We start from the raw sequence: 22,569 nt of genomic DNA, 5'->3' as shown, positions 1-22,569 counted from the left end.
GAGATCCATGCACGCATGGCAGTCTTGAATAAATTCACAGAATTAGGTCGCCCTCATACCCAAGTTGTCTCTTAAATTTGAGTAGCTTAAGGGAACTCAGCCTTTCAAACCTTTATGCAACAAAGCCGAAAAAAGGTAAAAACTGGTTCGCTCGTTTCTTCTCATAATAAAAGACGTAACGAGATAACAAGAATTACAATTTAATAATAAATTTTGCGCAGCAAATCACTGTCATGGTGGTTTGCTTTTTGTTTTTGATTTTCACCGCTTCACAAGGCAAAATAGCGCTAGATTTTTATAGGAATGCATCATGCAGGACAATGCTATGTCAAAATGGTTATCACCGCTGATGGCTTTCTGTTTATCGTTTATTATCATCGCGACGCTCGCACCGATAACGGGTATACAGATTGATCGTCAGCTGGATTTCTGGATGCTCTGGTTAGCCACTATGCTGATTCTGGCGCTTCCCATCTGCTACTTGGAAATTGCTTTGGCCAAGCGCTCTAAAACAACGGCATTACAGGCACTGTCAACGCTGACCCGTGAAGCAGATGCCTCACAAAAATGGCGTATAGTCGGCTGGCTCAGTGTGATCTTTATTCCTTTTCTGGCCGGTGCCATGCTGAACAATGCCAGCAATGTTCTGGCGCTTGCTGCTCTTGATCTTGCACCGAATCTTTTGTTTATAGGTCTGGTAATTGCCGCTCTGGTCTTGTCACTGCTGCCGCGTCAAATTTTGTTAGTCATTACGGCGATTGGCGTACTGGCATCTCTGATCTTGGCAAATGTGATGGGAACTGCGCTACCTGCATGGCAAGTCACGCCAGTTGAATTCTCGGAATGGGGCAATGCCACCGTATTGGCACTGGTTGCAAGTGGCCTAGGCATGGGCTTGTACTGGCAGTCTAGCCTGAGTGCTGTACAACAGCAGGATGTCGCCAGCAAGACGGTCTTGCCGATCTGGATCGCACAATTGCTTGCTGTGATTGTATTTGCCTTCTTTGCTGTACAAGCACAAATCCCTGCATTTACGTTGGTGGCCGCGATTGTAGCGACTGCTGCATTCATCCTGCAGATGGCACGAGAGCAGTTACAGCAACGTCAGCTTCACCCTGCGATTCAATGGGCGATTATGGCTGTCGTCACCCTGATCTGGGCCATTCCAAATGTGACACCAATGTTCAACGTAGTCTTACTGCTTTGGGGCTTATTGATTTGTTTGATTTACGCGCTCTTTGCGGGCTGGATCATGAAGATCAGCCATTTACGTAAATCAATGAATTTTAGCTCTGAAGGGTTCTATAACCTGTGGCGTATTGCTGTCCGTGTGGTATTGCCTGTTTCGATTATCGTGGCGATGGTCGCTGTTCTAGGACAACTGTTCTGATGAATAATGCACTGATCTGGGTGGCCTATGCGACTCCGGAGCAACAGTTTCATCTGGCTGTACCATTTCAGCCCGGCATGACAGCATTGGATGCCATCCAGCAAAGTGGCATAGTAGAGCAGGTTACCCTACCTGAACCTTTGTCTTTGGGTATCTTCGGTGTACGCTTGCAAGATCATCAGCAGCCACTGGCAGCAGGTGATCGAGTCGAAATTTACCGAGCACTGACTATCAATCCTAAAGATATCCGACGTAAACGTGCCGAGAAAAATCCGGTGGGTCGTTATGCCAGAGGCAATCTTTTAAGAAAGCTGAAACCATCTTCCGAATAGAAAGCGGCTTGAATGAGCATTAGTTTCAATGATCTGCTCAATCAATCGACTTAATCAAAAAAGCCCCTGATGATTCAGGGGCTTTTTCATGAGAAAGCGACTATAGTGGAGGCGCATTTAAAATTGCTTCTTTTGAACCTGGTAAGCCGGGTTGAGATTCTGGAATGGTTTCCAGACCTTCAACACGTTCCACGATACCAGACTGGTTAAAGTAAATTTTCAAATGCTGGCCTTGGGCTGCCGGGATCTTGGCTTTTTTAGCGTAGGTTCCTGGGGTATAGTTATAGATGTAGTCCCAGCGTAAAGGATTCAGCGGATCGCTTACCGTTGGACTGCCCAGTAAGAAACGCACCTGTTGATGACTCATTCCCACTTGAATTTTAGCGGCTTGAGCTTGGGTTAAAGGGGTTCCTTGTGGAATATCTACTTTATAAACACCTAATGTCGAACAGCCGACGAGCAAGGAAGTGACGAATAACGTCAACATGATTTTTTGCATTTTGCTAAACTATCCCAAATTAATTATGATGCATTTGATCCAAGGATAGATCATACTGCATCTAAAGTTTGTTGCATATTCCAACTTTGATTTTGTTGAGAGACCTTTTTACATGACTATTTCAAACCAAGATTTACGAAAAGCTGGACTGAAAGTTACCCTTCCACGAATTAAAATATTAGAATTACTAGAAAATTCAAGACAACATCATTTAAGTGCGGAAGATATTTACAAGACTTTACTCGATCAGGGTGAAGATGTAGGTTTAGCAACTGTGTATCGTGTGTTAACACAGTTTGAAGCCGCGGGTATTATTGAGCGTCATAATTTTGAAAACAATCATTCCGTTTTCGAGATCATGCAGGAAGATCACCACGATCACCTGGTCTGTTTGAATTGCAGCAAAGTCGTTGAATTCATCAATGATACGATTGAAAAAGAGCAGCATGATGTTGCTGAAAAATTTGGTTTTGAATTAACCGGTCACTCTCTGAATCTGTATGGCTACTGCGATGCGCCGGCCTGTCAGGAAGTGTTTCGTAAAAAATAATTTGCACTCCGGTTGAAACAAAAAAACAGGCTTCTTGAAGCCTGTTTTTTTATGTGCTCAATCTGATCAGGACTGGCCATCAAAGGTGATATTGGAATGTGCACGTAATAAATGACTGCCGCCTTCTTCTGCCAGTTTGATTTGCAGACGTAAGTCATTGGGTGAATCCGCATGTTTCAGCGCATCTTTATAGCTGATCTGCTTGGCCTTATACAGGTCATACAGTGCCTGATCGAAGGTTTGCATGCCCAGTTCACGGGAACGCTTCATCAGGTCCTTGATCTCATGCACATCACCTTTACGGATCAGGTCAGCAATCAGGGGGGAGTTAATCAGAATCTCAATCGCGGCACGACGACCATTGCCATCGATGGTTGGGATCAGTTGCTGTGCCACAATGGCTTTCATGTTCAGCGACAAATCCATGAACAGCTGGTTATGCCGGTCTGCTTCAAAGAAATGAATGATCCGGTCAATGGCCTGGTTGGCGTTGTTGGCATGCAGGGTCGCAAAGACCAGATGGCCGGTTTCGGCAAAGGCAATCGCATAATCCATGGTTTCACGCGAACGAATCTCACCAATCAGAATCACGTCCGGCGCCTGACGTAAGGTGTTTTTCAGGGCAGTTTCAAAGGAATCGGTATCAATCCCGACTTCACGCTGGGTGATGATACAGCCTTTATGCTGGTGAACGAATTCGATCGGATCTTCAATAGTAATGATATGACCTTTGGAATTTTCATTGCGATAACCGACCAGCGAGGCCAGCGAGGTTGATTTACCGGTACCGGTTGCCCCGACAAAAATAATGATGCCGCGTTTGGTCATCGCCAGTTCTTTTAGAATCGGCGGTAATTTGAGTTCATCCATGGTCGGAATCACGGTTTCAATCCGACGCAACACCATACCCGGCTGATCACGCTGCTGAAAGGCACTGACACGGAAGCGGGCACTTTTGTCCGGTGTGCTGATGGCGAAGTTACATTCACGCGTGTCTGCAAATTCTTTACGCTGCTTGTCGCTCATGATGGAATGGAGCAGTTGTCCTACTGCCGCGCCGGGTAATTTTATCGAACCAATCGGTAAAATCTGCCCGTTAATCTTGATTGAAGGTTCGACATCGGCTGTAATGAACAGATCCGATGCTTTTTTCTCCACCATATAATCGAGTAAGCCGTTAAAATCCATGTATAAAAACCCCAATACAATTAATTTTTCTTATAAGAATGCTTCTGGCTGTTTGGCTGCAGTACGTGCCACTTGCGGGCTGATGAGACCTTTAGATACCAGCGTTTTCAGAGTCTGATCCAGTGTGGTCATGCCATAGTTGGCACCGGTCTGAATCGCAGAATACATTTGTGCGACTTTATTTTCACGAATCAGGTTACGGATTGCAGGAATACCAATCATGATTTCATGCGCTGCAACACGTCCGCCGCCATTTTTCTTTAATAGGGCCTGTGAAACCACAGCCTGCAATGATTCCGATAACATGGCACGAACCATATCTTTTTCTTCGGCAGGGAATACGTCAATCACACGGTCAATGGTTTTGGCCGCAGAGGTGGTATGCAGGGTGCCAAACACCAGGTGACCAGTTTCTGCCGCAGTTAAGGCCAGACGGATGGTTTCAAGGTCACGCATCTCACCGACCAGAATAATATCAGGGTCTTCACGCAGTGCCGAACGCAGGGCTTCATTAAAGCCATGCGTATCACGATGCACTTCACGCTGGTTGATCAGGCATTTCTTGGATTGATGCACAAATTCGATTGGATCTTCGACGGTCAGAATATGGTCATAACGGTTGTCGTTAATATAATCCAGCATCGCCGCCAAGGTGGTTGATTTACCCGACCCGGTTGGCCCTGTGACCAGTACCAGACCACGCGGATATTCACAGATGTCTTTAAAAATCTGTCCCATGCCCAGATCTTCAAGGGTCAGAACTTTGGATGGAATGGTACGGAATACTGCACCGGCACCACGGTTCTGGTTAAATGCGTTGACACGGAAACGGGCCACACCGGGTACTTCAAAAGAAAAGTCAGTTTCCAGATTTTCTTCAAAATCACGGCGCTGTTTATCGTTCATGATGTCATAAACAAGTTTATGTACTTCTTTATGTTCTAATGCTGGCAGGTTGATACGACGAACTTCCCCATCGACACGAATCATTGGCGGTAAGCCTGCAGACAAGTGTAAATCCGACGCACCATTTTTAGCAGAAAATGCCAACAATTCTGTGATATCCATAAGGTCCCCAAGTTCATTAAAATGTTAATTATTTTGATAGAATAATAAGGCTTTCCCACAGCTTAACCAACCCTTAGTTTATGGGCATAGGTATCTACACAAATCCCAAGTTTTGGGTTAAATTGAAGAGCATGCTCTTCAATTTAATATCTCCCATCTTGATACACGTCTCGTCAGACGATACAACGCCCTCGTAAAGCTTAATATGAATCCTCTTGCTTCACTTGCCCCTGCAATTAAGGAAATGGCCTCTGCCCAGAAGTCCAGTTTTGCAACCACCCAGGCAGTTTGGCGATTTCTCAATAATGAAAAAGTCTCTTTCAAGCAATTGAATGAGCCAATACAGCGACTTGCATTTGAACAGATTGATCAATCCTCTCACCCTTATGCGCTGATTATTCATGATTGGTCTCAACTGCAATATGTGAAACATAACAATAAAACTCAGCGTCTTCAAAGAACCCATCAATATGATTCAGGCTATGAACTGCAAAGCAGTCTACTGGTTGATGCGGCATCGGGGCTTCCCATTGCACCATTGGCTCAAACGCTATCTGACGCATCAGGCTGTTATTCCACATTCAGTGAACAATACAGCGAGCGAAAAACCCATTTGGATTCACTCGCAGAACAAATCAAAACGATCGAACAGTATCCGGTTGAGAAAACAAAAGTTCATATCATTGATCGTGAAGGTGACTCAATTGCCCATCTAAGAGCGATGAGCAAGAATCGCTTCAAATGGCTGATTCGGGCCAAAGAAGGTCATCGAGTTGAGTATCACGGTCAGACATACAAAGTTGGCGAGATTGCAGAAAAGATAGAAACGCATTCAATCAAAAATATTTCTTACAAAGGCAATCAGCATACTTTACATGTGGGTGAGACCCATATACGCATAACACGCGCAGCAAAACCAAAGCAGAAAGATAGCTCAGGGAAGCGGGTTGCTCCTGAGCAGGGAGATGCTGTCGATGCAAGGCTGGTTGTTTCTGTCGTTAAGGATTGTGACGGTAAAATTGTGGCGAGATGGTGTTTGCTGAGTAATGTTGCAATGGATATAGATACAGCAGAATTGAGTACATGGTATTACTGGCGCTGGACAATTGAGTGTTATTTTAAATTGCTTAAGCAGGCAGGACATGACGTTGAGGCATGGCTACAAACGACACCTCAAGCAATCCTGAGAAGGCTACTGATCAGTAGTATGGCTTGTGTGCTGACATGGCGAGTACAGCGTGGTACAGATGAGCAGAATATAAGAATTCGGGCATTTCTCACCCGAATTTCAGGTAGGCAACAGAAAAGGAGAAAATTAGAAAGTGCCCCTGCCATACTGGCAGGGCTTTCAATACTATTGAACACTCTTCAGTTGTTGTCAGAGTATTCGTCTGATGAGCTGAATGCGATTGCTCAGATCGCATTCAATTTATAAAAAATGTGTAGATACCTATGGTTTATGGGCAAGGGAAAAAAAGATGAATGAAATGAGAACCCCATCAATGAATATGTTGCAACAGTCACGAAATCAGGTTTTAGCGCAAATTGAAACAGCCTGTGCTCAGGCCGGTCGTGAGCCAGATTCGGTGCAACTGCTGGCTGTTTCCAAGACCCAGCCGAGTGCAGTACTGGCTGATATGTATCAGGCAGGACAACGTGCCTTTGGCGAAAACTATTTGCAGGAAGCGCTGGAGAAAATTACGGCTCTAAAAGACTTGGAGATTGAATGGCATTTTATTGGCCATGTACAGCGTAACAAGACCAAACATCTGGCAGAAAATTTTGCCTGGGTGCATGGGGTGGATCGTCTGATTATTGCCGAGCGTTTATCCAATCAGCGTAGAGAAGATCAGCTCGCGCTGAATATCTGTCTTCAGGTCAATATTGATGCTCAGGATACGAAAGATGGTTGCCAACCGGAAGAAGTTACTGATTTAGTTAGACAAATCAGCCAACTGCCAAATGTGCGCTTACGTGGCTTGATGGTGATTCCAGCGCCGGGGAATCCTCAAGCTTTCATCGAGGCTAAAGCTTTATTTGATAGGGTGAAAGCTCAGCATGCGCATCCTGAAGATTGGGATACTTTAAGTATGGGCATGTCGGCCGATATGCAGGCTGCAATTGCTGCCGGTTCCAGCATGGTGCGTGTCGGCACGGCATTATTTGGTGCACGTCCTCAAAAGGATTAACAGGCGTTGTCGGGTTATTTTGAAAAAGTATGATTAAGCGTTATTCGATAACGCTTTTTTTCTTTGTGGCTCCAGCCATTTTGCCATGAGCCAGGCAAAGACAATCAGGCTGCCCATACTGCCGAGCAAGGCTAAAACAGCGCCGCCCAGACCATAAGCCAAGGTTGCCGGAACACAGCCCAGAATAAACAGCAGCAAAGGGAAATGGGTTACATACAACGTATAGGAAAAATCAGCGGATTGTACCCAGACCGGATTGTAGTGACTGCGCTGCTGCTGGAGTTGTACCAGCCAGCAGCTAAATGCTAGGCCGATACAGAAATTAAAGAGAGTAAAATTTGCAGCGCGATATTGTCGGGCTTGATCGACGATATGAAACTGGTAAGCATCAATGCAGGCGATTAGAAATGCCAAGCCAAATAACCCCAGTTTAAGCACTTGTAACCGGTTTAGAAAATGTCGCTGGATATGACGAAATGAACAGGCAAAGGCCATCAGCCAGACCAGAAAATAAATAAAAAACTGAATATTCAGGATGGATAAAACGATTAAAACACTAAAAAAGCCGATTTTGGCTATTTCTGAATCTTTGAAAAAAGGCAGAAATCCGGCCAAGACATAGAACCAGACTTCATAACTCAGGCTCCAGAGCGGGGCATTGGCTGAAACTGTAGGCGTGATGAAGCCATTCAAAAACAGCAGAGCGCCAATAAAATCACCTGAATCGAGACCATAGTCAGTCCGGATCATCATGCCAAAACTGTTTTGAAAGGCATGGCTTTGAGTGGCAAAGAGTAGTGGTGCCAACAGATACAACAACAGGCTCAGAGCCATGGCAAACAGAAAGGGTGGCAAAATCCTGCGATAACGCTGTTGGGTATAACGGCGCAGATTGAACTGACCATGCTGATGAATATTGTGCTGGATCGAATAGCCAATCAGATAACCACTCAGAACAAAGAAAATCATGACCGCGGCCTGACCAAGCAGGCGCACCCATGAATACAGGCTAAGGTCAAAAGGGGCGATAAAGGCCTGAAAGCAATGCGTGAACAGTACAACAATGGCACTGATGCCCCGTAGGCTCTCGAGCTGTAAGCTGAAATAGGGCGAGAGCCTGTCTGGGGCAGGGTGCATCATTGTCAACCTATAATCTGAATGGTACTGGCGCCAGCACCGACTGGCTTGACCTGAATCTGTACTGGAATCCGTTCATGCATTTCCTGCACATGCGAGATTAAGACCACTTTACGACCCTGACTTTGTAAATGATCCAGTGCATTCATCACCATATGTAATGAGGCTGGATCTAAAGTACCAAAGCCTTCATCAATAAATAGCGATTCCAGTTTCATCGAACCGGAAGCCATATTGGCAATCGCCAGTGCCAAGGCCAGAGAAACCAGAAAGGTTTCTCCGCCAGATAAAGACAAGACCGGACGTACTTCGCTGTTCATGTCCAGATCAATAATCGCCAGACTCAGGCTGTCTGGAATACGGTGCAACTGATAGCGCGGTGCCAGCGGTTGCAGTTGTTGGTTGGCGTATTCCACCAAGATATCCAGATGATGTTCCTGAGCAATTTTCTGGAACTTGGTACCTTCCTTATGTCCGATTAAATCGTAGATACGGCCCCAGCGATATTCTTCGGCTTTGACCTGTTCAATCTGTTGCTGATATTTGGCATAGGTATTTTGATTATTGGCATTCATACGCAGTTTGGTATCAATCTCATTGAAGCTGTTTTGTTGCTCGGTTTTTTCCTGTGCCAAACTATTTAAATGTGCTTCCACTTCCTCAAAAGCAAGTTCAGGCTGTTGCTGGAGATGCTTCTGGTATTGATCTTCCAGCGTTTGCCAGGCAATTTTGGCATTTTCCAGTGCTTGATGTTGTGCCTGTAATTGCTGCCGGATTTGCTGATGTTCACTCAGACCAATGGTCAGACATTGTTGGATCAGTTCCGCATTAAAATGTCGATGCAGATTTTGCCATGTACGGATGGCCTGATCAGATTGTGCCTGCTGTTGAGTTAGCTGTTGCATTTGGGTCAGCAAAGCCTGTTGTTTAAGTAAAGCCTGATGCAAAGCTTGCTCATGCTGTTCATATACCTGGCGTTGTGCTTGAAGCTGGCTATTAAGCGCTTTTAACTGGGTATCCAGTTGCTGTCGCCATTCTGCTGCCAGCTTATAGGTCTGACCGGCATGTTGTTCGGTCAGCTGATTGAGTTGCTGACGTAAGTCTTTGCCTTGTTCAAGCAAATAATGGGTCTCGGCCTGTATTTGCGTATGCCGCTGCTCATGCATCTGTAGTTGCTGTTGAGCCTGATTCAGTTGCTGCTTGAAACCTTGTAGCTCCTGTTCCGCAGTTTTGACTTGATTGACAAGATGTAATCGCTGCTGCAAATGTTGTTGCAGCTGGGTACAGGCAGCAGGCGCATTCTTGTGCCAAGCGAGCTGCTGTGCTTCGGGCAGTACTGTAAGAATTGGCTCAATCAGTTGATCCAGTTGCAGCATTTTTTGCAGACTCAGTTGTAAGCTGTCGAGTTGCTGTTGCTGTTGTCGCCAGTTTTGCCAAGTCTGTTGCAGGATTTTGAACTGTTCGTTTGCCTGAGTGTGTTGCTGTTGCCATTGGCCAAGCTGTGTTTGCAGGGGATGGAGCAACTGAGCTGAATGATCAGGATTGGCTGGCTCAAGTCCTAACTCTTTTAAGTTTTGTTGTAATGTCTGGTGCTGTTCATTCAGTATCCGTTCAATGTGGATTAAACGCTGTTGTTTTTGCTCAAGGAGCATCTTGATTTTGGATTGTTGAATCTGGGTTGCTTTTAAATCATCTTTAAGCTGATTCAGTTGTTGTTGTGCCTGTTGCAGCTGTTGATCTTGCAGCTGGTTTAGCGCCGTGTCTAATAATGCTTGATGTTGGACAAACGGATGCTGTTGGCTGCCACAGACCATACAGGCTTCATCAGGTTTGAGCTGCGCGCGCAGTTCCTGCACGCTTTGGGTTTGCAGCAGGCGCTGTTGCTGCAGCATATTTTGTAGTTGTTCAAATTCCTGTTCGGTGTTGCTGACTATTTGCTGCAGTTGAATTTCCGTATGTTCAAGCTGGGTTAATTCTGTCTGTGCATGCGCTACGTCTTGTTTGAGTTGCTGTTGTTCGGCTTCCTGTTCCGCTAGACGTGCCACGTGCTGGATCAAGCCTTCCAGTTTAAGCAGTTGAGTCGTGCTCTGTTGCTGTACAGTCTGCTGCTGCTGAAGCTGTTGTTCCAATTGGGCTTGATTGCCAAATTGTTGCTGCAAACTTTCGATTTGTTGAGCCAGCTGCTGCCGGGAATGTTCCAGTTCAGTACGCGATTGAGAGAGTACTGCCGGCGCCTGTTGCTGCATCTGTTGATACAGCTTTTGATAGTCTTGCAGTCGTTGCAGTGTACTTTGTGGTTCCAGATCAAACACGGCAAGATCAGCCTGCTGTTCAAGTTGCGTCAGGCGTTGCTGTTGCTGCTCGGCAGCAGATGCGAGTTGCTGTTTCGATGATTCAATCTGTTGTTGCAAGGGTTGGATATACTGCTGTGCATAGTCCAATAAATCTGCTGATTTTTTCTTATAGTCATTGCCGACCAGATGCATCTCATGATCCAGTTTTAGACCTTGTTCCAGATGCGGCTGCATGGCATGCATATGTTGAACATGGGCTTGTTGCTGTTGCTGGATCTGAGCAAGTTGCGCAAATTCAGCATCACGTTGCTGTTGCACCTGTTGTAGCTGCTGTTCGAATGATTGTTGTTGTATCGCAAGCTGTTTTTGCTGCGTGAGCATTTGATTCTGCTGGATAAACTGTTCTCGAATGCCCTGAAACTCATCCAAATGAACCAGCAACTGCTTTTGTGCGGTCAGCTTCTGATCGGCATCCAGCTGTACATCGTAAATTTCTTTTTTGGCCTGAATTTCAGTATATAAAGCATGTTTCTGCCGATACCATTTCAGGTCATTTTCTAGTAATTTTTCACTCTGGTTAAAATGCTCAAGTATCTGGTTGAAGGCAGTATGTTGCTGTTGAAGCTGAGTAATATCGTCTTCGGATAATAATTCCAGATGACCGAGCCAGTTTTCCAGTTCATGGCGCTTTTGTCGAACCTGACTATGCTTTTCCGCTGCTTTTTTACTGACCTCACTGAAAATCTGCGAATTGGTCAGATATTCCAGCAAGTCTGCACGTTCATGATCTTTGGCTTTTAAAAATGCGCCAACTTCCGACTGCGCCAGCAGTACCGCGCGGGTAAACTGTTCAAAGCTCAGGCCCAGCAGTTTTTCAATTAAGGGGGTAACTTCAGATATTTTTTGCGTTAGCGTCGTATCATCATCGATGCACTTGATAAAACGATCTACTTTTAGATTGCCATCGACTTTCTGACGTACCCGGCGAATCTCCCAGCGTGCTGTATAGCGTTTGCTATCCAGGGCAATAAACTCCAGCTCGGCAAAACCATGCACGCAGCCACGGCGTAGAATATTCTTGGAGTCTTTAATCGAAACATCCTGACCACCGGCATCTTTCAGGCTGCCGGTCGCACCTTTTAGACGTGGAATTTCGTTATAGAGCGCCAGACACATGGCATCGAGCAGGGTCGATTTACCGGCTCCGGTTTTTCCAGTGATTGCAATCAGGCCGGCATGTGTTAAAGGGCTGGATTCAAAATCAATATGATGGGTGCCAGTGAGGGAGGCCAGGTTGTTGAGACTCAAACGTAAAATTTTCATGGCCGATCCTAGGCTTGTTGTTTCTGAGCAAGTTCGTGCTGGGCTTCAACCAGAAGTTGCTGAAAATCCTGTTGTACAGAATGATCATGTTCATAGCCCATTTTTTTCCAGATATTCAAAAACAGCGATTCCGGCGTCGGTGGTGCCAGATCAATTTTCGAATCTCCTTGCGTATGTTCGGCCTGTTGCTGATAAATCCGGCTGATGCGCAGCAAGCGGTAACGGTTGGCGGGTAAAGCCAGTTCAATTTGCTGGCGTAAATCGACTGGTGGCGGCGCATCGGTGGTGTATTCTATTTCCAGAAAATGTCGTGCCGACAGTTGTTCGATTTCTCCGGCAGGCAAGGCCTGAAGTTTAGCAATTAAATCTTCCAGCTTTTCCCGAATCCGGAACAGCTCGACGGTGCGTGGCACTTTTAGAACATCGTATTGAAAGCGCTGTTCCGGGCTTTGTTCAGGATCAATTCTGACCTCAACCACCTGATGTTGATAGTTGATTTCACTAAATGACAGCGGAATCGGTGAGCCACTATAACGGATATGCGGCTGACCAACTTTTTGTGGTTTATGCAGATGACCGAGTGCGACATAATCAATCACTTTATCAAACAGCGCCGTCGAGAGCGCTTCTTCATTACCGACAATAATTGGCCGTTCCGAGTCGGAAGTTTCGCCACCTTGCATATGTGCATGCGACATTAGAATCAGAGCTTGATGCGGCTGTTTACGGGCCTTGGCTTCGGCAATCAGTTGTTGATGCAGATAGCTAATCGCATTCTGGCTATTGCTGGTATGTTCATTCAGCCCGGTAATTTCGGCACTGCGTAAATAGGGCAGGGTCAGACACCAGGCGATGATATTTTTATCCTGATCATAAATCGGAATCAGCAAGCGATCCAGATTCAGGGTGTTTTCTGCGGTTCGGCCCACAATTCCCACAGCTTTGGCATTGAATTTAGACAGAAAAGGTTCAACCTGCTCAATCCGGTAACCGGAATCATGGTTGCCGGCAATCATCAAAGTCTGCATGTGCGGGGCCAGATTATGTGCATCGGCCAGAAACTGATACAGTTGCTTTTGCGCACTTGAGGCTGGATTGATCACATCAAAAATATCACCGGCAATCAACAAGGCATGCGGCTGTTTTGTTTTAATTTGATCGAGCAACCAAGTCAAAAACTGGGCATGTTCAAATTCACGGTCATGGTTATGGAAAAATTGCCCCAGATGCCAATCGGAAGTGTGAAGAAAATGAACTGCCATGTAGATGAACCCTGAAATGTCTGCCTTGCTACTATAGGAAAAAGCTGAGGGGAAAATCTACTTAAAAAAGATATTTCAGCGAATTGTTGCTGATGTCAGGCTGAATTTATTTTAATCAGTAGGCAAAATGGCAGGATGGTGGTGTCTAAATCACCCAGTCTTGAACAGTCATGTAATTCATCAGGCTGAAAAATCGGAATTTTAAAAAATAAAAACCGACGATTCGAGTGATGTGAAATCGTCGGTCAAATTTGTGTTACATGAAGATTTTGGCTGCTATTCAAAATTTCCCTGTACACTGGACTTATTGCTTTAGCTCTAAGGTCAGCAAAAATTCGTGGATGCCAGTCCAAATTTTTGTACCTTGTACCCTATATAACGTCACCTTCTGGCCGATGGTTGACAATAAAATGAAAAAAAACCTGTTTTTTTTTATACTAGCTTGATGAATGTCACCGAGTGATTCCTATGTTGCCTTTAACCCGTTATTTTATCTGGTTTTTTATTATCTGCTTTATTTTTACCTGCATTTGCGGGGTGCTGGCAGCACTGATGCCAACGGGGATGGGCGCCGTACTGACGGTTGTTCCTTATCTGGTAGCCATGATCTGGATCTTATTTAAGTTTTTAAAACATCAAAAACGTGCCCCAACGCAGTCGGAACGTAAAAAATTCACTTTGGGTTTTAGTCTGATTTATTGGGGCTATAACCTGCTATTTCTGTTACTTGGTATTCTCATTGCCACGCGCTCTAATCCAAATGCTTGGCAGGACTTTTTGCTATATCTACAGCAGCCACAATTTATAAGTATTGTACTGATCATGTTCTTGCTGATCGCGATTCCGTTGTATCTATTGACTTACTGGTTCTATGGCAAGCAGGCACAGCGTATGGCAGATCAAATGTTTGGCAATTCGCCGCAGGCCTGATAGGTAGGTGGCTTTATGACGATTGATCTTGATAAATTGATCGCATCAGGCAGGATACAAATTCACCACGACAAAGAGGGCATTGATTGAAAAACCCCAGAATAAGTTGCGTATAATTTAAATAGAAAAAATAACAGGGCTAAGAATGACTTATGGATAAACCTGTAGTGCTGGTGACCGGAGCGAGGGGTTTTATTGGCAGTCATCTGGTACGTTTTTTATTAGAACGTGATTATCGGGTGATTGGGCTGACCCGCCGCAAGAATCAATCTGAACCTCATCCAGATTTTCACTGGATTAACCAGCTGGATGAATTAAAACAGCCTCAGATTGATTATGTGATTAATCTGGCTGGCGAAAGCATCGGTCAGGGACGCTGGACAGCAGCGCGTAAAAAGAAATTGCTGGATAGCCGTTTAGATACCACCAAACAGTTATTTGACTATTTAGAAAAATACCAGATCAAACCGAAACGGATTATTTCGACCTCGGCCGTTGGTTATTATGGTATTGACCCGAGCGAGCGCTGGGAGCAGGTCTATACGGAACAAAGCCCGCCACAAGATATTTTTATGTCTGAGCTCTGTGCGAAGTGGGAACAACTGGCTTTGTCCTATAGCAGTCAGGACACCAAAATTGTTCGCTTTGCTGTGGTCTTCGGCAAAGGTGGTGGAATTCTGCCGCAGATGTTATTGCCGATTAAACTGAATCTGTTCGGGCGGATTGGTCATGGGCGTCAGCCAGTCACTTGGGTGCATTTAGAAGATGTATTGCGTGCGATTGAATTCTTGATGCTTGAAACGACGACCGGGCAGATTTTTAATGTGGTTGCTCCGGAAAAAGTCAGTCAGGCACAGTTTGCCCGGACTGCTGCACAGCTACTGAAACGCAAACCTTTACTGCCACTGCCAGCATGCAGCTTGAAAATGATGCTGGGAGAACAATCGCAACTGGTTTTAAACGGTCAGTATGTACAGCCTCAAGCTTTACAGGATGCGGGATTTCAGTTTGATTATCCAACCTTGAAAGAAGCGCTGCATAATATCCTAAAGCACTAAGCGACCTGGCTCCAATAGATGGGCCGGAGCATAGGGCTGTGGATCTACAATGGTCGGCGTTTGTTCAAGCATCAATTGAGCAAGTAGCTTGCCTGAGGCTGGGGCCATGCATAAGCCATTGCGGAAATGGCCAAAATTGGCCCAGGCATTTTGCAATTCGGGGATTTTGCCAATATAGGGAATACCATCGGGTGAGCTGGGTCTTAATCCGGCCCATTGCTTGACCAGCGGAAAATCCGCCAGTTCCGGCACCATCTCCAGACAAGCCTGTAGAATATCTTGCCGGATTTCAGCAGAAGGCGAGGTGTCAAAACCGACTTGACGCATACTGGAACCACATACAACATGTCCGTCGCGCCGTGGAATCAGATACATGACCTTGTTCATGCACATGCTCGGTAGCCAGTTTTCTGGGGTTTTAAACAGCAGCATTTGTCCTTGCACCGGTTGTACCGGAATTTCACAGCGAAGCTGTTCTGACCAGCCTGCAGACCATGCGCCTGTGGCGATTACAAACTGATCTGCCTGAAAGTGTTGACCACTTTCACTGGACACACTCGTTACCCAGCCTTGCTGAATATTAAGCTGAGTGATTTTACAGTGCTCTTGCCAGGTGACATGCGGATGCTGTTTTAAATAGCTGATGACCGACTGTAATAGTCGCGGATTGCGGATATTGGCCAGTTCCGGAAAGTAAATCGCCTGTTTGAACTTGCGCTGATCAATTCGGGGATTGATTTGTTGTAGCTGAGTCTGATCAAGCAATTTGGCCTGTTGCTGAGGGTCCTGATATTTTTCCGCATAGCGCAAGCCAAGCTCAAAATCAGCTTCATCAAAAATCAGCATGCCTGTTTCATGAATCTAGAAGTCAATCCCGGTTAGCGGCTGTAGTTTTTGATTCCAGTCCTGATAGAGCGGTTTGGCATGTCGGGCCAACGTATTGACTGCAGCGGGGTAGCGCCAGGGATACATCGGAGAAAGAATCCCGCCTCCAGCCCAGGATGCAGCCTGCCCGGCAACTTGCTGATCAAAAATCGTGACAGAACATCCCTGTTCAAGCAGTTCCAACGCCGACGTCAACCCGGTGATGCCAGCGCCGATAATGGCGATATGCATTGCGCCGAAATCCTTTTACTTCATGTCTTTCAGTTTAAGCGCAGCTTCTTCGGCAAAGTAAGTCCAGATGCCATCGGCACCGGCGCGGCGGCAGCTCATCAGTGATTCAATAATCACGCTGTCAGATAACCAGCCATTTTGAATGGCAGCGGCCAGCATCGCATATTCACCACTGACCTGATAGACAAAGGTTGGTACACCAAAAGTGTCTTTAACTTCACGGACGATATCAAGATAAGGCATGCCCGGTTTGACAATCACCATGTCTGCGCCTTCCTGAATATCCAGCGCAATTTCATGCAGTGCTTCGGCACGGTTACCGACATCCATCTGGTAATTGTATTTATTGCCGCCTTTTAAATTGCTGGCAGAACCGACTGCATCACGGAAGGGGCCATAGAAGCTAGATGCATATTTGGCTGAATAAGCCATGATTGAGGTATAAATATGCCCATTTTGTTCAAAGGCCTGACGAATTGCACCGATCCGGCCATCCATCATGTCACTTGGGGCAAATACATCTGCGCCTGCTTCGGCATGGCTGAGACCCTGTTTAATCAGACATTCGACCGTTTCATCATTTAAGACATAACCGGTCTCATCAATAATGCCGTCCTGACCATGCGTGGTATATGGGTCGAGTGCACCATCAGTAATCAGCACCATTTCTGGCAGTTCTTTTTTTAATAAACGCAAAGTGCGTTGGACCAGACCATCTTCGCGCCAAGCCGCTTCGGCGGTCAGGCTTTTATCTTCTTGTGGTGTGACTGGAAACAGTGCCAGTTTATTGACGCCCAGTTCCAGCAGACGCTCTGATTTTTTTAACAGCAAGTCTGCTGACAGGCGCTGGATATTCGGCATACTGGGAATATCTTGGCTCTGGTTTTGTCCCGGCAGTACAAATACTGGATAAATCAGGTGATCTGCACTGAGATGCGTTTCACGTACCATAGAACGTAAATGCTCATTTTTACGAATACGACGCATGCGAGTTGCAGGAAACGCGGGACGATTGAACGTATAGGTCATAAAAATCTCAGCAATCAGTATTAAACTAGGCACCTATTGTAGCCCTAACTGAAATTTTTGGGCATAAATTAGCGGTTTTTTATTGCGGTGGATTTGAGCAGAGTGATGACTAAGACAGAGAAAAGCTGGACAGGTAATATACACTTGGGGGCAAAGGTGGATATTGATGTGGTCTTAAATCAGTTGGTACATGCTTTTAATAGCTCTCCTTTTTTTAAGCATAATGGCATGAGCATGCGGGTGGTGGAAGGCCAGATCGAAGCCTATGTCGAAATGCAGGATTTTATGATTGGTAATGTCGCGTTTCAAATTTTGCATGGCGGTCTTGCGGCCACGGTACTCGATAGTGTCGGTGGAATTGTAGCGATGGGGGAGTTATATAAAAAAGCCGAACCTGAAACCATTGCGGACACCATTAAAAAAGTCTCGCGTTTGGCGACAGTGGATATGCGGGTGGATTATCTGGCGCCCGGGCGTGGTAAATATTTTATCGCGCGGGCAGAAACCTTACGTTTGGGGCGTAAGGGCTGCACCATGCGTATGACCATGATCAATGATGAAGATAAGCCAATTGCTACAGCGATTGCATCTTATGCTTATTGAGGGTAAGAGATAGAAAATAAAAAGCACTGTTTAACAGTGCTTTTTTAGCTTTCGACCTTCAGATCGATACAGGTTATAGATCTGATTTGGCCCGTTTTAAGGCCTTCTGCCATTTGGCTAAATGAGCTTCACGCTCATCATTTTTCATTTTTGGTTCAAAGGCACGTTCAAGTTGCCAAGACTGCGAAATTTCCTCCAGACTGGAAAATATTCCGGATTTTAATCCGGCCATGGCGGCTGCCCCCCAAGCGGTAGACTCCAGCATTTTCGGACGCAGCACCGGCACATTGAGAATATCTGCCTGAAACTGCATCAGCATGTCATTGCTACTGGCACCGCCATCGACCCGTAATTCTTTTAAAGGGTGGGCAATATCGGATTGCATTGCACTGAGGACATCCGATACCTGAAAAGCGATTGATTCTAAGGCTGCTCGGGCGATATGCGCTTGAGTCGTACCACGAGACATGCCACAGAGCAGGGCACGCGCTTCACTGTCCCAATGCGGCGCGCCAAGTCCGGTAAAGGCTGGAACCAAAACCACGCCGTCGGTATCCTCAACTTTACAGGCCAGTTTTTCCACATCACGGCTTTGTTGAATAATCCCCAGACCATCACGTAGCCATTGCACTACCGCACCTGCCATAAATACGCTGCCTTCGAGCGCATAGGTGGTTTGACCCTGCGCTTGCCAGGCAAGGGTAGAAAGCAGTTTATTCTGACTGAGCTGGATGTCTTGACCGGTATTGAACAGCATAAAACAGCCGGTGCCATAGGTATTTTTTGCGCTCCCCACTTCAAAACAGGATTGACCAAACAGTGCAGATTGCTGATCACCTAGAATACCGGTAATGGGGATATTGGCACCGAGTAAACCTGAAGCGGTGTCAGCGATATAATTATCCGAGGAAATAATTTTTGGTAAGACCGAAGCAGGAATATGAAACAGCTCCAGTAGTTCTTCGTCCCAAGTTTGTTGATGCAGATTCATCAGCATGGTACGGGAAGCATTGCTGGCTTCAATCACATGTTCTGCGCCTTGAGTCAGGTTCCAGATCAGCCAGCTATCGATAGTACCAAAAGCGACATGACCCTGTTCAGCCAGTTCACGTACGTCTTCTACATGCTCCAGAAACCAGACCAATTTTCCTGCACTAAAATAAGGATCAATCCGTAGACCGGTTTTTTGCTGAATTTTGCACATCCAGCCTTGTTCAATCAGCTGGTTACACCAGTCAGACGTTCGACGGTCTTGCCAGACGATGGCCGGCGCGAGCGGTTTACCATTTCTTCGATCCCAAACCACCGTAGTTTCGCGCTGATTGGTCAGACCAATGGCTTTAATATCTTTGGCGAGAATACGCGCCGTAGCAAGCGCTTGCTGTACCACCGCAATCTGCGTGCTCCAGATTTCCTGAGCATCCTGTTCGACCCAACCTGAATGTGGCGTCTGAATATGGGTTTCACGTTGAGCCGTTGCCTGAATTTGTCCATGTTCATTAAAAATAATAGCCCGACTCGATGTGGTTCCTTGATCTAGGGCCAGTAAATAGCTCATAATTTTTCTGTTATTCGGCTTGAAAAGTAAAATATTAGCGCAATAATGTAATTAAGCGCATCAAGTTGTGTAAATGTTTAGAAAATGCATCGTAATTTTTGACATCTATGCTATGATTGCCTTGTACTTTGGGGGTGTTTCTGGCTTCGACGCTGGTGATGAAACTCATAGATGCATGCCGAGAGCGCATTTTCTCTCGTAAATCAAATTTGCATTTTTTAGTCGCAAACGACGAATCATACGCTCTAGCTGCCTAAGGGCAGCTTGTCCGCCTCTCCGAATACTTGTGGTTAGAGAGTCCGACTGAAGCGCACGCACACAAGTCCGTATAAAGCCAAGCCTCGGGGCTTTGTACTAAACTAAGAGGATCGCGATTTGTATCCTGTTCGTCGGGTCACAAAGAGTTAAAACAATAGACGATATCTAAGCATGTAGTATTCTCGAGCGTAATGCTGGCGGACGCGGGTTCAACTCCCGCCACCTCCACCAAAATTCTTGTTATAAATCAGCCACTTATATTAAGTGGCTTTTTTATTGCCACACATTTGCCACATTTTTCATTGCAAGAGCTTTTGATTTCGACGTATTTAGGCTGTACGAGTTACGCTAAGTTTCGCAATTTCTTGCTTATTTTTATCCCCATGCAACCATTTTGTATAGCGTTTGATCAGCATTTGTAGACTATGTCCAAGTTGATCGGCTACAAACATTGGATTGACGCCATCCATCAGCAACATCGTCGCATAAGTATGCCTTGCATTGTATGCAGGGCGGTGACGTATAGAACACGTTTTCATTGCTTCTACAAGACGCTCCCTAGGTGGTTTTTCATTAAAGAACGGTTCTTTAGTCTTGGGGCATAGCATTACATAATCTGTTTTGTAGCCTTGATCCTTTTTAAATTGTAGCAAAGCTTTCAAAGCCAGAGTTGATCGTTCATTCAGATATACTTCTCGAGATGTATGTGTTTTTGTCACCTTTTTTTCTAAACCACGTACACGGCTTTTGCTGACCTTGAATGTACCGTTGAACCAGTCAATATCACTTTCTCTAAGAGCAATCATTTCGGAAGGTCTACAGCCTGTCCAGAAGGCAAACTCAAAATACCACCGATAAAATTTGTCCTCATCATGTAAGCTTTTGTCGAGCCAAGCTAGTAAGGCTTCCATCTCCTTACGTGTGAAGGGGTCAGGTGTTTCCACCTGAACCTTACGATTCTTAATTTTATTCATAGGGTTTACAGAAATCTGATTATGCTTAACAGCCAACTCGAAAACTCCACGTAAAGGCGTGGCGCAATTATTAAATGTTTTCGCTGTTTGAAAATCACGATCGATAATGACTTCCTCAATATCTTCAGTCGTGATATTGGCTATTGGTGTTAATGCAAAATAAGGCATCCAATGACATTCTAAAATTTTGCGATAGCCATTTTTTGAATCTTTATTGGCAATCGAAAACTTTAAAAATTTTTGTGCAACATCTTGAAATAAGACTTGCTGACCATCCATTGATTCAGTTTCTGTAACATCAAGGCCTTTTGCTTGTGCTATATCATTCTCAGTTAAAATCCCCCATTTGGCTTTATTTATGAGGTCACTTCTAATTTTAGCGGCTGTACGGATACCTTCCGCAGTCGGCGGGTGTGGGAGTGTAATGTAGTAGCGCTGCTTTTTAGAGGTGAAGTTGATTTCGAGTGCATTCTCCCTAATTCTAACGCCGGTTGGTAACGTTTTTGAGTTTGTTCTGTCAACCATTGGTTATAACCTCTAAGTGAGTAGTAAATATTTCCATCTTGTTTTGTCCAAACTAGATCTTGTGGCCAATTTTTTCGCCAATGTGTCAGTTTTTGTTCTTCAATGCCTGTAAGCTTTGAGAACACTGAAGCATCTACCCAATCGATAGCTGTAAGCCCTAGTTCTAAAAGAACATCTAAAATTTCGTTTTGCATAAAATTACTTAGCCAATAGAGCTGATCTAAAAATTATTCACGGCTAGGCATAAATTTCCCTAGTCATAAATCGTCATGTGGAAAACTTAGCACATGACATTTTTTAAAAACTCGTTTCGTTTAAAACTTCAAAAAAATGGTTATTCAAAAAAATTATGAAATAAAAAAATCATATTTATGCTTACTGAATTAATGATTCAATCCCATTTGTTAGGTACAAAATTTGGTACTTAAATCCTCAATATCATGAGTTAAGTACCAGATTTGGTATCTTAAAAATCAGCTCGAAAATGATTTATAATTTATTTTTTTAACAAGGGGTGGAGCACATCTAAAAGACTCTCACCATTTTTACGATCAATTATTTTTGCAGACATGCCTAATTTTTTCGGCCCATCTACATCAGCAATTTGAGTATCACCAATGAAAAAAACTTCATTTGGTTGACAGTTCATTTGAGTTAAAAAGTGTTGGTAGATTAAAGGATTTGGCTTATTTGCACTGACCAGAAAGCTCCATGCATAAGCATCTAAAGGTGGAAGTAGGTGCTGTGCTCGTTCACCATAAGGCGTTGCTGCATTGGAGCAGACTGCCAATTTGTATCCTAGATTTTTAAGTTCAATGAGCGTTGGAATTGAATCTTCAAAAGCATGCATATGCTTTAAATCATTTTGAAGATCGTTGTTCATTTCAGCTAACAAGGGAGCGGGTAGTTGATAACCGAAATAAGAAGCGATTGTCTCAAAATTGCCATCTAGCGACATGATTATCGCAGCATCATTTGGTTGTGGTTTTCGCCCTTGTTGTTTAAGCCATTTCATCATTTTTTTATAAGGTGATTGACTATTTTTAATTTCAATTAGCGTTCCAAAAACATCAAAGGCTACTGCTTTATAAGGTCGTTTACTCACTATTCTTATCTCATTAAAAGTTTAAGCATATGGTCTAGCGTTTTATATCAACTCTGAACCGTACCGGGTTTGTCGGAGAGTCAATATTCTGAGAGACTATCCCGATGACAAAATTAAAATATACCCCTGAAATCAGAGAAAGAGCGGTTCAATTACTAATTGAATCTGAAAAAGATTATCC

The 22,569-nt window shown here is 44.8% G+C and carries 18 protein-coding genes, 1 other RNA gene and 1 pseudogene; 9 read left to right on the top strand and 11 right to left on the bottom strand.

The genetic code is table 11. From position 1 onward, the window contains the following. Positions 1–310: 310 nt before the first annotated feature. Positions 311–1,390 carry a hypothetical protein gene (locus FTU82_RS12800; RefSeq protein WP_005096049.1) on the top strand — a complete coding sequence of 360 codons (1,080 nt, stop codon included), beginning with the start codon at positions 311–313 and terminating at the stop codon, positions 1,388–1,390. Beyond that, positions 1,390–1,722, top strand: coding sequence for an RnfH family protein (locus tag FTU82_RS12795; protein WP_005096050.1), 333 nt, complete (start codon positions 1,390–1,392; stop codon positions 1,720–1,722). Before FTU82_RS12800 ends, FTU82_RS12795 begins: the two co-directional genes overlap by 1 nt. A gap of 100 nt (positions 1,723–1,822) precedes the next feature. Here the strand turns inward: FTU82_RS12795 and FTU82_RS12790 are convergent, their stop codons facing one another. Next, positions 1,823–2,221 carry an outer membrane protein assembly factor BamE gene (locus tag FTU82_RS12790; protein ID WP_004279275.1) on the bottom strand — a complete coding sequence of 133 codons (399 nt, stop codon included), beginning with the start codon at positions 2,219–2,221 and terminating at the stop codon, positions 1,823–1,825. A gap of 112 nt (positions 2,222–2,333) precedes the next feature. Between FTU82_RS12790 and fur the strand changes: the two genes are divergently transcribed. Continuing rightward, a complete protein-coding gene (gene fur, locus FTU82_RS12785) occupies positions 2,334–2,771 on the top strand; it encodes a ferric iron uptake transcriptional regulator (protein WP_005096051.1) in 438 nt (145 codons plus the stop codon). Positions 2,772–2,837: 66 nt separating this feature from the next. On the opposite strand, the gene FTU82_RS12780 is transcribed toward fur, so the two are convergent. Then, positions 2,838–3,959 (bottom strand): PilT/PilU family type 4a pilus ATPase, encoded by a 1,122-nt coding sequence (locus FTU82_RS12780; protein WP_180086105.1) that lies wholly within the window; start codon positions 3,957–3,959, stop codon positions 2,838–2,840. Positions 3,960–3,989: 30 nt separating this feature from the next. After that, entirely contained in the window at positions 3,990–5,027 is a 1,038-nt protein-coding gene (locus tag FTU82_RS12775; RefSeq protein WP_004279279.1) for a type IV pilus twitching motility protein PilT, read from the bottom strand. A gap of 205 nt (positions 5,028–5,232) precedes the next feature. Here FTU82_RS12775 and FTU82_RS12770 point away from each other — a divergent pair, with 205 nt between their 5' ends. Both FTU82_RS12770 and FTU82_RS12765 read left to right on the top strand, forming a co-directional pair. Further along, positions 5,233–6,462, top strand: a complete 1,230-nt coding sequence (locus tag FTU82_RS12770) for a transposase (protein WP_180000912.1) — start codon at positions 5,233–5,235, stop codon at positions 6,460–6,462. A 67-nt stretch (positions 6,463–6,529) separates the two neighbouring features. Beyond that, complete coding sequence (locus FTU82_RS12765) at positions 6,530–7,216, top strand: YggS family pyridoxal phosphate-dependent enzyme (protein ID WP_005172317.1); 687 nt, start codon at positions 6,530–6,532, stop codon at positions 7,214–7,216. A gap of 33 nt (positions 7,217–7,249) precedes the next feature. On the opposite strand, the gene FTU82_RS12760 is transcribed toward FTU82_RS12765, so the two are convergent. Genes FTU82_RS12760 through FTU82_RS12750 form a run of 3 tightly spaced genes read right to left on the bottom strand, consistent with a single transcriptional unit; the run spans position 7,250 to position 13,232 of the window. Beyond that, a complete protein-coding gene (locus FTU82_RS12760) occupies positions 7,250–8,353 on the bottom strand; it encodes an acyltransferase (RefSeq protein WP_100354981.1) in 1,104 nt (367 codons plus the stop codon). Positions 8,354–8,358: 5 nt separating this feature from the next. Next, positions 8,359–11,970: an SbcC/MukB-like Walker B domain-containing protein gene (locus FTU82_RS12755; RefSeq protein WP_180101420.1), complete on the bottom strand. Its 3,612-nt coding sequence runs from the start codon at positions 11,968–11,970 to the stop codon at positions 8,359–8,361. 8 nt (positions 11,971–11,978) lie between these two features. Beyond that, complete coding sequence (locus FTU82_RS12750; RefSeq protein WP_180086107.1) at positions 11,979–13,232, bottom strand: exonuclease SbcCD subunit D C-terminal domain-containing protein; 1,254 nt, start codon at positions 13,230–13,232, stop codon at positions 11,979–11,981. A 468-nt stretch (positions 13,233–13,700) separates the two neighbouring features. Between FTU82_RS12750 and FTU82_RS12745 the strand changes: the two genes are divergently transcribed. Next, positions 13,701–14,162 (top strand): ABZJ_00895 family protein, encoded by a 462-nt coding sequence (locus FTU82_RS12745; protein ID WP_180101418.1) that lies wholly within the window; start codon positions 13,701–13,703, stop codon positions 14,160–14,162. 152 nt (positions 14,163–14,314) lie between these two features. Next, positions 14,315–15,220, top strand: a complete 906-nt coding sequence (locus FTU82_RS12740) for a TIGR01777 family oxidoreductase (protein ID WP_180101416.1) — start codon at positions 14,315–14,317, stop codon at positions 15,218–15,220. Here the strand turns inward: FTU82_RS12740 and thiO are convergent. Next, positions 15,209–16,336 (bottom strand): annotated as a pseudogene (thiO, locus tag FTU82_RS12735) (glycine oxidase ThiO). The gene FTU82_RS12740 and the pseudogene thiO overlap by 12 nt on opposite strands. 15 nt (positions 16,337–16,351) lie before the next feature. Beyond that, positions 16,352–17,365 carry a porphobilinogen synthase gene (hemB, locus tag FTU82_RS12730; RefSeq protein WP_005172298.1) on the bottom strand — a complete coding sequence of 338 codons (1,014 nt, stop codon included), beginning with the start codon at positions 17,363–17,365 and terminating at the stop codon, positions 16,352–16,354. Positions 17,366–17,470: 105 nt separating this feature from the next. Between hemB and FTU82_RS12725 the strand changes: the two genes are divergently transcribed. Next, the gene (locus tag FTU82_RS12725) at positions 17,471–17,968 is read left to right on the top strand and encodes a thioesterase family protein (protein WP_005172294.1); all 498 of its coding nucleotides are present in this window, start codon (positions 17,471–17,473) and stop codon (positions 17,966–17,968) included. 73 nt (positions 17,969–18,041) lie between these two features. Here the strand turns inward: FTU82_RS12725 and glpK are convergent, their stop codons facing one another. Continuing rightward, the gene (gene glpK, locus FTU82_RS12720) at positions 18,042–19,526 is read right to left on the bottom strand and encodes a glycerol kinase GlpK (protein WP_159516748.1); all 1,485 of its coding nucleotides are present in this window, start codon (positions 19,524–19,526) and stop codon (positions 18,042–18,044) included. A 130-nt stretch (positions 19,527–19,656) separates the two neighbouring features. Here glpK and ssrA point away from each other — a divergent pair. Further along, positions 19,657–20,015, top strand: a transfer-messenger RNA (tmRNA) gene (ssrA, locus tag FTU82_RS12715). 98 nt (positions 20,016–20,113) lie between these two features. Here ssrA and FTU82_RS12710 read toward each other — a convergent pair. Next, positions 20,114–21,283 (bottom strand): site-specific integrase, encoded by a 1,170-nt coding sequence (locus FTU82_RS12710; protein ID WP_180101414.1) that lies wholly within the window; start codon positions 21,281–21,283, stop codon positions 20,114–20,116. Positions 21,284–21,779: 496 nt separating this feature from the next. Beyond that, the gene (locus FTU82_RS12705; RefSeq protein WP_104426544.1) at positions 21,780–22,388 is read right to left on the bottom strand and encodes an HAD family hydrolase; all 609 of its coding nucleotides are present in this window, start codon (positions 22,386–22,388) and stop codon (positions 21,780–21,782) included. Positions 22,389–22,569 lie beyond the last annotated feature (181 nt).

The sequence above is a fragment of the Acinetobacter sp. YH12151 genome, from assembly GCF_013418355.1.
Classification (GTDB): Bacteria; Pseudomonadota; Gammaproteobacteria; order Pseudomonadales; family Moraxellaceae; genus Acinetobacter; species Acinetobacter pseudolwoffii.
Note: the sequence above shows the minus strand (reverse complement) of the source record. Positions and strands in the feature narration are given on the sequence as shown.

Bases quoted from the DNA above. Each gene is read 5' to 3' on its own strand.
- FTU82_RS12725 (WP_005172294.1), top strand. From the start codon at position 17,471: ATGACTAAGACAGAGAAAAGCTGGACAGGTAATATACACTTGGGGGCA.
- FTU82_RS12800 (WP_005096049.1), top strand. From the start codon at position 311: ATGCAGGACAATGCTATGTCAAAATGGTTATCACCGCTGATGGCTTTC.
- FTU82_RS12790 (WP_004279275.1), bottom strand. From the start codon at position 2,221: ATGCAAAAAATCATGTTGACGTTATTCGTCACTTCCTTGCTCGTCGGC.
- FTU82_RS12775 (WP_004279279.1), bottom strand. From the start codon at position 5,027: ATGGATATCACAGAATTGTTGGCATTTTCTGCTAAAAATGGTGCGTCG.
- glpK (WP_159516748.1), bottom strand. From the start codon at position 19,526: ATGAGCTATTTACTGGCCCTAGATCAAGGAACCACATCGAGTCGGGCT.
- FTU82_RS12745 (WP_180101418.1), top strand. From the start codon at position 13,701: ATGTTGCCTTTAACCCGTTATTTTATCTGGTTTTTTATTATCTGCTTT.
- FTU82_RS12750 (WP_180086107.1), bottom strand. From the start codon at position 13,232: ATGGCAGTTCATTTTCTTCACACTTCCGATTGGCATCTGGGGCAATTT.
- FTU82_RS12755 (WP_180101420.1), bottom strand. From the start codon at position 11,970: ATGAAAATTTTACGTTTGAGTCTCAACAACCTGGCCTCCCTCACTGGC.
- FTU82_RS12760 (WP_100354981.1), bottom strand. From the start codon at position 8,353: ATGCACCCTGCCCCAGACAGGCTCTCGCCCTATTTCAGCTTACAGCTC.
- FTU82_RS12765 (WP_005172317.1), top strand. From the start codon at position 6,530: ATGAATATGTTGCAACAGTCACGAAATCAGGTTTTAGCGCAAATTGAA.
- FTU82_RS12780 (WP_180086105.1), bottom strand. From the start codon at position 3,959: ATGGATTTTAACGGCTTACTCGATTATATGGTGGAGAAAAAAGCATCG.
- FTU82_RS12740 (WP_180101416.1), top strand. From the start codon at position 14,315: ATGGATAAACCTGTAGTGCTGGTGACCGGAGCGAGGGGTTTTATTGGC.
- fur (WP_005096051.1), top strand. From the start codon at position 2,334: ATGACTATTTCAAACCAAGATTTACGAAAAGCTGGACTGAAAGTTACC.
- hemB (WP_005172298.1), bottom strand. From the start codon at position 17,365: ATGACCTATACGTTCAATCGTCCCGCGTTTCCTGCAACTCGCATGCGT.
- FTU82_RS12770 (WP_180000912.1), top strand. From the start codon at position 5,233: ATGAATCCTCTTGCTTCACTTGCCCCTGCAATTAAGGAAATGGCCTCT.
- FTU82_RS12710 (WP_180101414.1), bottom strand. From the start codon at position 21,283: ATGGTTGACAGAACAAACTCAAAAACGTTACCAACCGGCGTTAGAATT.
- FTU82_RS12795 (WP_005096050.1), top strand. From the start codon at position 1,390: ATGAATAATGCACTGATCTGGGTGGCCTATGCGACTCCGGAGCAACAG.